At 68.6% G+C, this 11,738-nt stretch carries 14 protein-coding genes and 1 tRNA gene; 4 read left to right on the forward strand and 11 right to left on the reverse strand.

Annotated features, from left to right (window positions below; genetic code table 11):
• Positions 1-75 precede the first annotated feature (75 nt).
• Positions 76-813: an HAD family hydrolase gene (locus tag C1706_RS05195; protein WP_241653443.1), complete on the forward strand. Its 738-nt coding sequence runs from the start codon at positions 76-78 to the stop codon at positions 811-813.
• Positions 810-3,341: a glycoside hydrolase family 65 protein gene (locus C1706_RS05200; protein ID WP_129458172.1), complete on the forward strand. Its 2,532-nt coding sequence runs from the start codon at positions 810-812 to the stop codon at positions 3,339-3,341. Before C1706_RS05195 ends, C1706_RS05200 begins: the two co-directional genes overlap by 4 nt.
• A gap of 191 nt (positions 3,342-3,532) precedes the next feature.
• Here the strand turns inward: C1706_RS05200 and C1706_RS05205 are convergent.
• The 4 genes from C1706_RS05205 to C1706_RS05220 all read right to left on the reverse strand — a co-directional run bounded on the left by C1706_RS05205 (position 3,533) and on the right by C1706_RS05220 (position 5,170).
• Positions 3,533-3,621: transfer RNA gene (locus C1706_RS05205), tRNA-Ser, on the reverse strand.
• Positions 3,622-3,684: 63 nt separating this feature from the next.
• Entirely contained in the window at positions 3,685-4,014 is a 330-nt protein-coding gene (locus tag C1706_RS05210; protein ID WP_129458173.1) for an ElyC/SanA/YdcF family protein, read from the reverse strand.
• 10 nt (positions 4,015-4,024) lie between these two features.
• The gene (locus tag C1706_RS05215; RefSeq protein ID WP_129458174.1) at positions 4,025-4,474 is read right to left on the reverse strand and encodes a nucleoside deaminase; all 450 of its coding nucleotides are present in this window, start codon (positions 4,472-4,474) and stop codon (positions 4,025-4,027) included.
• Between the two features lie 72 nt (positions 4,475-4,546).
• Positions 4,547-5,170 (reverse strand): tRNA adenosine deaminase-associated protein, encoded by a 624-nt coding sequence (locus C1706_RS05220; RefSeq protein ID WP_129458175.1) that lies wholly within the window; start codon positions 5,168-5,170, stop codon positions 4,547-4,549.
• A 110-nt stretch (positions 5,171-5,280) separates the two neighbouring features.
• Between C1706_RS05220 and upp the strand changes: the two genes are divergently transcribed.
• A complete protein-coding gene (gene upp, locus C1706_RS05225) occupies positions 5,281-5,922 on the forward strand; it encodes a uracil phosphoribosyltransferase (RefSeq protein ID WP_129458176.1) in 642 nt (213 codons plus the stop codon).
• A gap of 76 nt (positions 5,923-5,998) precedes the next feature.
• On the opposite strand, the gene C1706_RS05230 is transcribed toward upp, so the two are convergent.
• The 6 genes from C1706_RS05230 to C1706_RS05255 form a co-directional block, all read right to left on the reverse strand.
• Positions 5,999-6,526 carry a prealbumin-like fold domain-containing protein gene (locus C1706_RS05230; RefSeq protein ID WP_129458177.1) on the reverse strand — a complete coding sequence of 176 codons (528 nt, stop codon included), beginning with the start codon at positions 6,524-6,526 and terminating at the stop codon, positions 5,999-6,001.
• A gap of 6 nt (positions 6,527-6,532) precedes the next feature.
• Positions 6,533-7,330 (reverse strand): hypothetical protein, encoded by a 798-nt coding sequence (locus tag C1706_RS05235; protein WP_129458178.1) that lies wholly within the window; start codon positions 7,328-7,330, stop codon positions 6,533-6,535.
• Entirely contained in the window at positions 7,327-7,590 is a 264-nt protein-coding gene (locus tag C1706_RS05240; RefSeq protein ID WP_129458179.1) for a hypothetical protein, read from the reverse strand. Before C1706_RS05240 ends, C1706_RS05235 begins: the two co-directional genes overlap by 4 nt.
• A gap of 79 nt (positions 7,591-7,669) precedes the next feature.
• Positions 7,670-8,767: a CPBP family intramembrane glutamic endopeptidase gene (locus C1706_RS05245; protein ID WP_129458180.1), complete on the reverse strand. Its 1,098-nt coding sequence runs from the start codon at positions 8,765-8,767 to the stop codon at positions 7,670-7,672.
• A complete protein-coding gene (locus C1706_RS05250) occupies positions 8,764-9,663 on the reverse strand; it encodes a DUF5808 domain-containing protein (protein ID WP_129458181.1) in 900 nt (299 codons plus the stop codon). The genes C1706_RS05245 and C1706_RS05250 overlap by 4 nt, the downstream gene beginning before the upstream one ends.
• Positions 9,660-9,992 (reverse strand): PadR family transcriptional regulator, encoded by a 333-nt coding sequence (locus C1706_RS05255; protein WP_241653444.1) that lies wholly within the window; start codon positions 9,990-9,992, stop codon positions 9,660-9,662. Before C1706_RS05255 ends, C1706_RS05250 begins: the two co-directional genes overlap by 4 nt.
• Positions 9,993-10,178: 186 nt before the next feature.
• Here C1706_RS05255 and C1706_RS05260 point away from each other — a divergent pair, with 186 nt between their 5' ends.
• A complete protein-coding gene (locus C1706_RS05260) occupies positions 10,179-10,853 on the forward strand; it encodes a GNAT family N-acetyltransferase (protein WP_129458183.1) in 675 nt (224 codons plus the stop codon).
• Positions 10,854-10,898: 45 nt separating this feature from the next.
• Here the strand turns inward: C1706_RS05260 and C1706_RS05265 are convergent, their stop codons facing one another.
• A complete protein-coding gene (locus C1706_RS05265) occupies positions 10,899-11,621 on the reverse strand; it encodes a glycerophosphodiester phosphodiesterase (RefSeq protein ID WP_164987441.1) in 723 nt (240 codons plus the stop codon).
• Between the last annotated feature and the right edge of the window lie 117 nt (positions 11,622-11,738).

The raw sequence follows: 11,738 nt of genomic DNA on the forward strand, positions 1-11,738 counted from the left end.
TCGACGCTCCCGCTCCGGGGTGGGGGCTGGCAGAATCGGTGAGGCATTCTGCCGCGCGTTTTCCTGGGGGCCCCGTTGACCACGTTTGATCCGCTGGACGCTGTCTTGTTCGACCTGGACGGCGTCCTGACGCCGACCGCCGAGGTGCACAGGCGCGCCTGGGCGCGCCTGTTCGAACCGTTCCTCGCCGAGCGAGGGGCCACCGCGTACACAGCGCAGGACTACTTCGATTACATCGATGGCAAGCCCCGTTATGAGGGGGTGGCGGCGCTGCTGACGTCCCGCGGCATCGACCTGCCCTACGGCGAGCCGGACGACTCCCCCGACGCCGACACGGTCTGCGGGCTCGGGAACCGGAAGAACGCCGTGTTCACCGCCGTGCTCGATGCCGACGGTGTCGCGCCTTATCCGGGCAGCGTCGCCTTCTTGGACGCCCTCGCGCGGCGCGGCGGCGTCCAAGTGGCGGTGGTGTCGTCCTCCAAGAACGCCCGCCCCGTCTTGAGGGCCGCCGGATTGATGGATCGCTTCACGGTGATCGTCGACGGCGTGGTGGCAGCCGAGCATGGCATCCCCGGCAAGCCTGCCCCCGACACCTACCTGTACGCCGCGGAACAGCTCGGCGTCCCTGCCTCGCGCGCGGTCGTGGTGGAGGACGCCCACTCCGGCGTCGAAGCCGGGCACGCGGGCCACTTCGGGCATGTGCTCGGGGTGGACCGTGGCGCGGGCCGGGAGTCGCTGCTGGCCAAGGGTGCCGACACGGTAGTCGAAGACCTCGCTGAACTCGTCGACGACGTGAACGGAGCACACGCATGACCGCCACCCTGTCGGGGGATCCGCTCGACCGGTCCCGCTACCCCGTGGATCCGTGGGCCCTGCGCGAAACGCGTTACGAGCCGGGGGATCTGGGCAAGAACGAGACGCTGTTTGCTGTCGGCAACGGCTATCTGGGGTTGCGTGGCAACGTCGAAGACGGGCGGGACGCGCACACCCATGGCACGTTCATCAACGGCTTCCATGAGGTGTGGCCGATCCGCCACGCCGAGGACGCCTACGGGTTCGCGAAGGTCGGCCAGTCGATCGTCAACGTGCCCGACGCGAAGATCATGCGGCTCTACGTCGACGACGAGCCCCTGCTCATCAGCGTGGCCGACCTCCAGTCCTACGAGCGGTCCCTGTCGTTCCGCGACGGCGTCCTGACCCGCGAACTGTTGTGGCGTACCCCCTCCGGCAAGCATGTTCACGTGAAGTCGCGGCGCCTGGTGTCGTTCGCGGAGCGGCATCTGGCCGTCCTGGATCTGGAGGTGACACTCCTGGACGCCGACGCGCCCGTGGTCGTCAGCGCGCAGATCCTGAACCGGCAAGACGGCTTCGACGAGTACCACATGAGTTCGACGGCGATGGGGAGCGGGTTTGATCCGCGACGCGGCGCCAGCCTGACCGGACGCGTCCTGCAGCCGGTCCTCCACGACGAGGCGGGCAACCGCGTGGTGCTCGGCTACCGGGTCACCGAGTCGGGCATGACGCTGGCGGTGGCCGCCGATCACCGCATCGAGACGACCGACGCCTACGAGGTGAAGACGCAGGTCGAGCAGGACCTCGCCAAGCGGGTGTTTCGCGTCCAGGCCACCCAGGGCACCACGCTGCGGATCACGAAGACGGTCAGCTATCACACGTCGCGCCGCATCCCGCCGGTCGAACTGGTGGATCGTTGCCGCCGGACGCTGGATCGTGTCGCCGCGGACGGCGTCGAGACAATTTTCACCAAACAGCGCGCCTGGCTGGACGATTTCTGGGAGCGCAGCGACGTCGAGATCGAGGGCCAGCCCGCCCTGCAGCAGGCGGTGCGCTGGAACCTGTTCCAGTTGATCCAAGCCTCAGCGCGGGCGGAGGGGACGGGCGTCCCGGCGAAGGGCGTCACCGGTTCTGGCTACGACGGGCACTACTTCTGGGACACCGAGGTGTACGTCCTGCCGTTCCTGACCTACACGTCGCCGAGTTACGCCCGTAATGCGCTGCGGTTCCGGTACACGATGCTGGACGCCGCACGCCGCCGGGCCGTCGAGTTGAACCAGCGCGGTGCGCTGTATCCGTGGCGGACGATCAACGGTGAGGAGGCGTCCGCCTACTATGCGGCGGGCACCGCGCAGTACCACATCGACGCCGACATCTCCCATGCGGTGTCGCAGTATGTGGCGGCGACCGGGGATCGGTCGTTCCTCAAACGTGAGGCGATCGACATTCTGGTGGAGACTGCCCGACTGTGGGCTGACCTGGGCTTTTGGCGCAAGACCGCGGGCACCGATGAGGACGCCTTCCACATTTACGGGGTGACGGGTCCCGACGAGTACACCACCGTCGTCAACGACAACCTGTTCACGAACGTGATGGCACGCGCCAACTTGCGTGCGGCGGCGCGGAACCTGCGCTGGCTCGCCCACACGGATGAGGCTGCTTACCGGCAGGTGCTGAATCGGCTGGCGCTCACCGAGGAAGAGATCGATACGTTCGAGCGGGTCGCCGAAGGCATGCATGTGCCCTTCGACAAGCGCTTGGGCATCCATCCGCAAGACGACGACTTCCTGTCCAAGGAGATGTGGGATCTGCCCAACACTCCCGCGGACAAGCTGCCCCTCCTGCTGCACTATCACCCGCTGGTGATCTACCGTCACCAGGTCCTCAAGCAGGCCGACGTCGTGCTGGCCCTCCACCTGCAAGGCGACGAGTTTTCCCCGGAGGAGAAGCGGGCCGACTTCGAGTATTACGACCCGCTGACCACCGGCGACTCGACGCTGTCGGCGGTCGTCCAGTCGATCATCGCCGCCGAGGTCGGGTACGCGGACCTGGCCGAGACCTACTTTGCGTCCGCCGTCTACGTCGACCTGGCCGACCTGCACCACAACGCGGACGCGGGCGTCCACGTCGCGTCGGTAGGCGGGGTGTGGAACGCGCTGGTCGCCGGGTTCGGCGGCATGCGCGACTACCTGGGCGTGTGGTCGTTCGATCCGCGCCTGCCGCGGGACTGGGAGTCCTTGACGTACCGCATGACGCTGCACGGCAACCGGATCCGCGTGCACGTGCTGCACGATTCGATCACCTTTACTCTCGAGACGGGCGACGCACCCGAGATCGACCTCGTGGTGCAGGGTCGTCCGGTGACCGTGACGCGGGACGCGCCGCTACGGGTCACGCTCGATCCGATTCGGAACCTGACCGGGCGTCCGCTGCTGCGCGACATTGCCGGATCGGTACGCCAGGACGGATCGATCATCCGCACGACCGTGCCCGATCACCCATCGTTGGGCGACAACTTCGACGTCGACCTGGGGCCGCTGCAGCCCTGACGTGACGACGCCCCGGCCTTGACGTACAGGCCGGGGCGTCGCCGTTCCCGCCGGACGCATCGGCCGAACATCACACCCACGTTGTGGGTGACGATGAGTATCAGCCCCCACAACGAAGAACGCTGCCCCGCACGCGGGACGACGTTCCTGACTTTCGTGAAGACGGGCCGATCACTTTCGTGAACAGCCCGTGGCGGTGGCGGTGGGATTTGAACCCACGGATGGGAGACCCATCACGCGCTTTCGAGGCGCGCTCCTTCGGCCGCTCGGACACGCCACCGTCGAAGACCTTATCGTTTCGGCCCGCCCCGGCGCCAATCCGACACCGGGCCCCACCCGCGGCTCACCGGCGTCGCGGACGCGTCAGCCTGCCCCGCACCGGACGCACCAGCCTCGCATAGACCAGCGCCCCCGTCGCCAACAGGGGGTGCTCCCCGAACCGACCGGAGGCGCCGGGGCGCAACTCACCCGCACGGTCCGGGAACCGTCGCGCCCAGTACTGGCTGGCGCGCGGCACGTGGTACGGATCGGAGACGATCCTGACGACGCCACCAGCCGGAATCAGATCGGCGGCATACCCAACGTTCTCCCAAGTGGTGGTGGCCTGCGGTTCCAGCACAACCTGAACTGACGCTGACGCCTCCGGGTAGCGGGCCGCGAAGTCGGCGGCCATCGTGGCGGCCTCATCGCTGCCCCCGGAAGAAGGCCTGCAACAGGGCGCTGGACTCCTGGGCCAGCACCCCGGAGATCACCTCGACGCGATGGTTCAACCGCGGGTCGCGGACGATGTCGAAGAGGGACGTGACCGCGCCGGCCTTGGGGTCGTGGGCGCCGTAGACGAGCCGATCCACTCGGGCATTCACGAGGGCTCCGGCGCACATGGCGCACGGCTCCAACGTCACCACCAACGTGCAGCCCGCAAGATCCCAGCCGCGCTCCCCGTGACGCTCCCCCAGAGCCGCGGACGCCCGGCGTAGGGCCAGCACCTCCGCGTGAGCGGTCGGATCACCGGTCAGTTCGCGTTCGTTCGCTGCCGTGGCGACCACGGCACCCGAGGCGTCCAGGACGAGCGCCCCGATCGGCACGTCCCCCCAGGCGCCAGCCCGCCGCGCACAGTCGAGTGCCTCGCGCATGGCGGGCTGCCAGCGCGATGCGCCCGCCGCGGACGCCGACCCATCCGGCTGTAGCGCGCCCGGCATGGGTGCCTACAGGTCGAGGGCGGCGACGATCTTCGACAGCGCCGACCCGAACCCGAGCTTCTCGCCGATCTCCTCCAGCGCCTCCAGCGAGTCGTCGGACTCCTCGCAGATGGCTTCCATCTCCATCTCGGGAAGCCCGGCGTCGGCGAACAGATCCAGATCGCCGACCGGCTCGGAATCGTCCTCCTCGTCCGGGACGTCCACACCGAGGTAGTCGACGGCGTCACGCGCGATGGGCCAATCCTGTGCGGCGATCGAATCCGACAGCATCAACTGGACGATCCGCCCGCGCACGCGCACGATCACGAACACATCCTGATCGATGCTGACCATGCCGACCGCGCCCGCGTCGCCGGGCATACGCCGTAGCGCCTCGATCAGCGCATCCAGGTCATTGGCCAACTCCAACTCCAAGGACTGGACGACAGGCGTCCCGTCCTCGCGGTACAGGGCGGCGACCAGGTCGATTTCGTCCTCCGCCGCATCGTCGGGGTAGTCCTCGTCATCGTCATCGTCAAAGTCGTCGTCGAGCCCCAACGCGGAGAAATCGTCGTCGTTCGCCTCGTCCACACCTGGCCGGTCGTCGCCGCGGTCAGCGAGGTCGGCGTCGTAGTCGTCGTCTCCGGCCATGGTGGCTCCTTTCGTCGGGTTCCATCGTCTCAGACTCCACCCGGTTCGGCACGCCGTGGACAACCTTGATCCGCGGCACTCATCGACGCCGTGGCTGCCACAATGGGGGCGTGGAACTCATCGCCGTTGACCATCCGCTCGTCGCTCACAAGGTCCGCCTACTGCGGGACGTGACCACTGATTCGCCGACGTTCCGGCGCCTGGTCGACGAGTTGATGACGCTGCTCGCCTACGAAGCCACCCGCGAAGTCCGTGTCGAGGACGTCGAGGTGCGCACCCCCATCACGACCACGATCGGCCCGCGGCTGTCGCATCCGCTTCCGCTGGTGGTGCCGATCCTGCGCGCCGGGCTGGGCATGCTGGAAGGCATGATGCGGGTCATGCCGACCGCGGAGGTCGGGTTCGTGGGCATGGTCCGCGACGAAGAGACGCTGCAGCCCTTCACCTACGCCGAGCGCCTCCCGCATGACCTGTCCGGACGCCAGTGCTACGTGCTCGACCCGATGCTCGCCACGGGCGGCTCCCTCGGCGGCACCGTGAAGTTCCTGGTCGACCGGGGCGCCGACCACATCACCTGTATCTGCCTGCTCGCCGCCCCCGAGGGCATCGAGAACATGCGGCGCCTCGTCGACCCGATCGACGTCCCTTGCACGCTCGTGGTCGCCGCCGTCGATGACCACCTCAACGAGCACGGCTACATCGTCCCCGGGCTGGGCGACGCTGGCGATCGCCTCTACGGCCTCGCCGAGTAACCCTTCCCGACAACGCAACGCGGCCGGATCCTGAAGAAGGATCCGGCCGCGTTGTCATGCGGAGCCCGTGTGAGCGTCAGTCGCGCACACGCCTGCGAGCCGCAACCACCAGCGCAACACCAGCCGCCACCACGAGCGCACCGCCACCGGCGAGCATCAGCACCTGGCCGTCAGCACCCGTCCTCGGCAGTTGCCCACCGGGGGTCGCCGTCGCAGACGGGGACGCCGACGGCACCGGGGAGCCGCTCGTCGGGGTCGGCGTAGGAACCACCGTGGGCGTCTCGGTCGGAGTCGGGGTGGGCGTCGGCGTCGGCGTCGGCGTCGGCGAGGGCACCGTCTTCGCGTTCGTGACGTCGCCCAGCACCGCGTTCGGGACGTCCGCCGTTACCGAGAACCGGCGAGCCGCGTCGCCGCGCAGATAGCCCTGCGGCGCGGTCAGTTCGGTCAAGGTGTAGTCCCCCACATTGAGGCCCTCCACGAGGAACCGTCCGGGCGTCGTCGCAGTGTTGGGGGCGACGCCGTCCGCCACGGTCACCGCGTAGCCGTCCGGGCCCTCGATCTTCCAGGTCGAACCGGTCAGCAGCGTCTGATCGGAGGCATCCACCTTGGATCAGGAGACCGACCCGTGAATGACCGGGGTGAGGTAGAGCTTGGCGACGTCGTAAGTGGCCTTGTCACCGTTGGTGTTATTCGCCAATGTGACCGACTGCTCCCACCAACCGCTGAACCCCGAGGGACGAGTGTCCACGGCGGTGTACGAAACGGGTTCGATCGCCGATGGCATCTCAGTGGACGTGATCGAATAGGTGACCTTGGAGCCATCCGACACCCAGGTGCCGATCTGCGTGCGCGCACCGGCGACGGTGCCATACAGGGCCACGGCGGTGCCAGTCGGCACGATCTGCCCGTCGGCGTCCACCAGCGAGAGGGTGAAGCCAGCGCAGGCCTTGAACATCGTCTCAGCGGAACTCGACGGCCCCTGGAGAATGCAGGAGCCCGGCGTGACGGCGCCCGTGAACGTGCCGGTCGTCGGCTCCGTCTCGATCGTTTGGTGCTGATCCTTCGCCGTGGCCAGCGTCAAACCGTAGAACGTCGAGATCGCGCTGTTCTGATTGAGTACCCACAGGTTGACCGGCGTCAACGCCGAGCGAGGGGCCAACGACACCTTCAACGGGCGGACGACGCCCGCGAACGAGGGATCATCCAGTCGCAGAGTCACCGCAGCCTTGCTGCTGGTCGACCACACCTTGCCCTGGGGGAGGACCCAGGAACCGATCCGCGTCGCCGAACCATCAGCGGCGTAGGCAGGTAGTTCACTCGGGCCATCGACCGACGACGCGTACACCGCGTTGGCCGCCGCATCGTTGACGACCGTCCCAGCCGTGCCGGGCTGCGTCCAGAACGTCATGTTTCCGTCGTAGTGTACCCCGGGGAGGATCCCGACGCCGCGCCCCGCCAGAACGGGCCGTTGTTCGTGGTGCCCGCGTCCGGGGAGAGCGGGAAGACCGCAGTCCCCGTGTCGGACACGTACTGGAAAATGTTGGCCGTGCGCTGCACCTCGTTGTCGGGCGGGGCCGCCGCCGCCGAGGTCGGGACGCCGACGAGCGCCACGATCATCGCCAGCACCGACGCGCACGCGAGCGCAAGGGTCTGGATTCTTCGCTTCATTGGATTACCCCCGAGAGATGTTCAAGCTGCGTCCGGGTGGGGACGGACGCCGAAACGACTCCACGCCGTGCCTCGGGCCTCACGTGGAAGCCGCGGGAGTAGGGCACGTCCCGCCGGGAGGCGGGGACAGGAATCGTCGGCGAGCAAGGGTAGCCGCCGCATCCAACTGCGGCGAAACCCTGCCCCCAGAGAAACCTCGGCGATCCGTTGACGCCCGCACGGGCAGGGGCTGCCGCGGGCGCAGGCCGGGAACCAGCCACAACACCAGCGCGACAAGGCTGAGCGCCACACCGGCCAAGACCCCGACCGGAAGGGCGATCAACCGATCGGCCCCCACCAGCAGCAACACGAAAACCGACGCAAATCCATTGAATGCGCCATGCACCACGGCAGGAGCGACGACGGAGCCGGATCGCTGCCGCGCCCACCACAAGATGAACGACAACGGGGTGGTGATCACGACGAACAGCCAGATGCCGATGGCCCACTGGTCGCCATAGTTGTGCCCCAGCGCGATGAGCGGCGCATGCCACAGCCCCCACACAACGCCGGTGAGGAGATTGGCGCGCACCACCCCGAGCGGGGCGAGTTGGTCAGCGAGGACACCGCGCCAGCCGTACTCCTCCCCGAAAGCGAAGATCCCGTTGATGGTGAACCCCGCCACGAGAGCCTGGATGAACCCCGACCCGACGACCAGCCCGATAGGAACGCTGCGGCCCGCCAAGATGGGCTGCGCGGCGGTCAGGATCTGATCGAACTGCGCTTGCGTGGCCCAGGTTCCGGCGCCGGGCACGCGCCCGGAGGCCAGCGCTGCGACGGCGAACATGCCAGCCACCACGGCCACGTAGCCGACAGCACCCCAGGCGGCGATCCGGCCGATGGTGCGCAGCTTCGCGGCCAGGAAGGATGCCCACCCGCGGCTGAGCAGGGTCCGGCGGCGCAGGACGAAGCGTTCCACGATCAGCCCCGCGATCAGCGGGGCGAGCATGGCTGCGGCACCCGCGACGATCCCCGTCGCGCCGCTTCCCATGCGCGATCCGACCAGGACCAACACCCCCGCAGCAAGAGAGCATCCCGCCACGGCGATGAGGTAGAAGAGGCCAACGGCCCGCCAGTTGACGGTGGCCCTGCCGGGGGACGCCTGCCCAGGCGTCGGACCTGTGGTTGCGTCGTTCATGCGCGTGCCTTCCCGGTGAGGTCGCGTTCCTGTTCGCCGCGGCGTCCGGCCAACGCCAGACCCAACAGGCTTACCCCTGCGCCGCCAGCCAGGGAGGCGATGGTCAGCGGACCAACCCACCACCCCCCGTGCGGGACGGATCGGGCGACCGTGATGGCCGCGGCACCCCCCGCCGCACCGGTGGCGACAGCCAGACGCCCGGCTCGCTCGGCGCCCGGACGCCGCGGCGACAAGGCCGTCAAGCCGAATGCTCCGGCACCCGCCGCGACGAGCAGGTCTGTGCAGGCTGCGGCGCGCTTCGACGTCCACGCGTCAGGACGACCTGCGGCGCTCCAGTGGCGCGGCAGCGGGTCGGCGAGGCTGCGCCCCCGGACGACGTAGTGGGCGACGACGGCGGCGCTCAATGCCAGCGGCGGAGCCGCCGCGACGCGGTAGGCCTGCGGGGGGACCGAGGTGAAGGGGACGTCCTCGGCGTCCGGTTCGATCAAGCCGAGGCGGACAGCCAGGGCGCCGACGTTGAGATCCCAGCCCACCCCGAAGGCGCGCGGCCGCAACAGATGCGGGTCGGCGGGATTCCACATGCTGCGCCGGATGCGCTCGCCGGTGGGCGGACGCAGATCGTAAGGGATGCCCCACCACGTGCCGACCAGGCGCGAGCCGTCCGTTCGTTCGCCAGCCTCCTCGTCGCTGGGCACGGTCGCGGCAGCCAGTGGGGCGACCGCAGCGGCCAGTTCCTGCGGCGTCATGCCCGCCTCAACCACAGCGAACATCGCGCCCAGCAGGTCGTCGCGCACCACGTCCCGGTAATCCTGCGGCAGGTGCGCCACGCTGGCCTCGAGCCAGCGGCGAGCCGTATCGGCAGTAGCTGGGCTGAGATCGTCTAGGGAACGGATCATGAGTTCTCCTTCACCACAGTGTCGACGGCGGCGCGGACGGATCGCCAGGCCTCGTGCAGGTCGGCGTAGGCGACGCGCCCTTCGGCCGTCAGCGCGTAGTACTTGCGGGGCGGCCCGACCGGCGACTCGCGCCAGGTCGAGGCGATCAGCCCCGCCTTCAGCAGGCGGGCCAGCAGCGGATAGACCGTCCCTGAGGTGAGCGCCAGCGCGGGACGGGCCGCCAGTTCGTCCACGATCTGCGAGCCGTAGCGCTCCCCGCTGGCCAACAACGCCAACACGGCAAGTTCGACGACGCCCTTGCGGATCTGGGCCGTGCGTTGCTCGTTCACCAGTTCAGGGTACCGCCAGGTACCTTGCATTACACGCATCCCGGTGTGACCAGCCGCCCGTCGTCCGTTGGCAGGCACGCCCCCGAGTTACCCCCACCCCGCGGAACGCCCCCACCCGGGATGCCGCCTGGCCTACCCTGGCAACGACACCTGCTCGACCGCGACAGGCGGGAAGGATCCACGCCCATGAGCACAGCGGAGCAACGACTGGCCCAGGCCTTCCCGCCGCTCGGTGTCCGCGTCACCGCGGGCCCTCTCGAGCTGCGCAGCATCAGCGCCGAGGATGTCCTCGCCCTGATCGACGTGGTCCGCGACGGCGTCCACGCCGATGAGGTCATGCCGTTCTCGTTCCCCTGGACGGACGTCACCGACGAGGATCTCCCCTCCCACTACCTGCAATGGTGGTGGCGAACGCTAGCCACCTTCAGTACGGACGCCTGGGAACTCAACCTGTCCGCCGTGTGGGAGGGCGAGGTCGTCGGCGTCCAAGGGGTGACCACCCAGGACTTTCCCACGCTGCGCTTCGGAGAGACCGGCTCCTGGCTCGGCCGCCGCTATCAAGGACGCGGCATCGGGACAGCCATGCGTCGGGCGTTCTGCACCCTGCTCTTCGACGAGTTGGGCTTCGAGTTCGTGACGTCGGCAGCCTTCACCGACAACCCGGCCTCCATCCGCGTTTCCCAGAAAGTGGGCTACAAGGAGAACGGGCTGGACTGGAAGCACCCCCGCGATGAGCGCGGCACCCTCCAGCGCATGCTGCTGTTGCCAGAAGACCTGATCCGAGGCGAGCCGATCACCGTGTCCGGGGCGGCAGCCCTGCGCCGCTTCGTCGGCATCGAGCCCTCCCCGTCGCAGCCCTGACCGTCGCTGCGCCCGGCGACGGTCACCGCCACCGGGCGCGAGGAGTCAGCGCGCGTCCAGGACGCTGCGCGCCAACTCGGGATGGTTCGTGATCAGCGCGTCCACGCCGCACTCGGCGACACGCTCCATGTCTTCGGCCTCGTTGACCGTCCACACGTTGACCTCGAGGCCGTTCTCGTGGCTGCGCTCCACCGTCTTGTGGCGGGTGGCCGCCAGCGACGGGTGCAGCGCGGACGCACCGAGCTTGACGGCGTAGTTCCACGGCCGCCACAAGGGCTCGGAGTACAAGACACCGAGCGGCATCCCGACTCCGGCCTCGGCGAGGCCCCGCAGGGAGTTGTGGTCGAACGACGACAGGATCACGCGTTCGCGCAGGCCAAACTGGTCGATGAGCGCGATGACACGCTCCTCCATGCCCTGGTAGGGGATGCGTGAGTTCTTCAGTTCGACGTTGAGCCGCACGTCCGCGCTCGCAACCAGGGTGAACAGTTCTTCCAGCGTGGGGATGGTGACCCCGGCGAAGCCGTCATGCCCGGCGCTCGCGTCGAGGCGCTTGAGGTCGTCGAGGCTGTGGTCGGCGACCCAGCCGTTGCCGTTCGTCGTCCGCTCCAGCGTCTCATCGTGGATCACGACGACGAAGTCGTCGCGCGTGAGCTGGACGTCGAACTCCAGCCCATCCGCACCCTGCTCGATTGCCAACTCGAACGCCGGGAGGGTGTTCTCCGGCGCCGATCCGCTCGCGCCCCGATGGGCCCAGACCTTGGTCACGACACCATCGTGGCACGCGCGCCGACCCCCTCCATTCCGGTGTTCACGTCGGGCCCGGAGATTCCGAGCCGTTGGCGCCGCAGCGTCGCTGGTGCTCGTCGGGGTTGCCAGTTCGGG

It is taken from the genome of Propioniciclava flava (genome assembly GCF_004126535.1).
GTDB lineage: Bacteria > Actinomycetota > Actinomycetes > Propionibacteriales > Propionibacteriaceae > Propioniciclava > Propioniciclava flava.

Coding starts and splice junctions, on each gene's coding strand:
- C1706_RS05200 (WP_129458172.1), top strand. CDS start 810: ATGACCGCCACCCTGTCGGGGGATCCGCTCGACCGGTCCCGCTACCCC.
- C1706_RS05210 (WP_129458173.1), bottom strand. CDS start 4,014: ATGGCCGCCGACTTCGCGGCCCGCTACCCGGAGGCGTCAGCGTCAGTT.
- C1706_RS05215 (WP_129458174.1), bottom strand. CDS start 4,474: ATGCGCGAGGCACTCGACTGTGCGCGGCGGGCTGGCGCCTGGGGGGAC.
- C1706_RS05220 (WP_129458175.1), bottom strand. CDS start 5,170: ATGGCCGGAGACGACGACTACGACGCCGACCTCGCTGACCGCGGCGAC.
- C1706_RS05235 (WP_129458178.1), bottom strand. CDS start 7,330: ATGACGTTCTGGACGCAGCCCGGCACGGCTGGGACGGTCGTCAACGAT.
- C1706_RS05240 (WP_129458179.1), bottom strand. CDS start 7,590: ATGAAGCGAAGAATCCAGACCCTTGCGCTCGCGTGCGCGTCGGTGCTG.
- C1706_RS05245 (WP_129458180.1), bottom strand. CDS start 8,767: ATGAACGACGCAACCACAGGTCCGACGCCTGGGCAGGCGTCCCCCGGC.
- C1706_RS05250 (WP_129458181.1), bottom strand. CDS start 9,663: ATGATCCGTTCCCTAGACGATCTCAGCCCAGCTACTGCCGATACGGCT.
- C1706_RS05260 (WP_129458183.1), top strand. CDS start 10,179: ATGAGCACAGCGGAGCAACGACTGGCCCAGGCCTTCCCGCCGCTCGGT.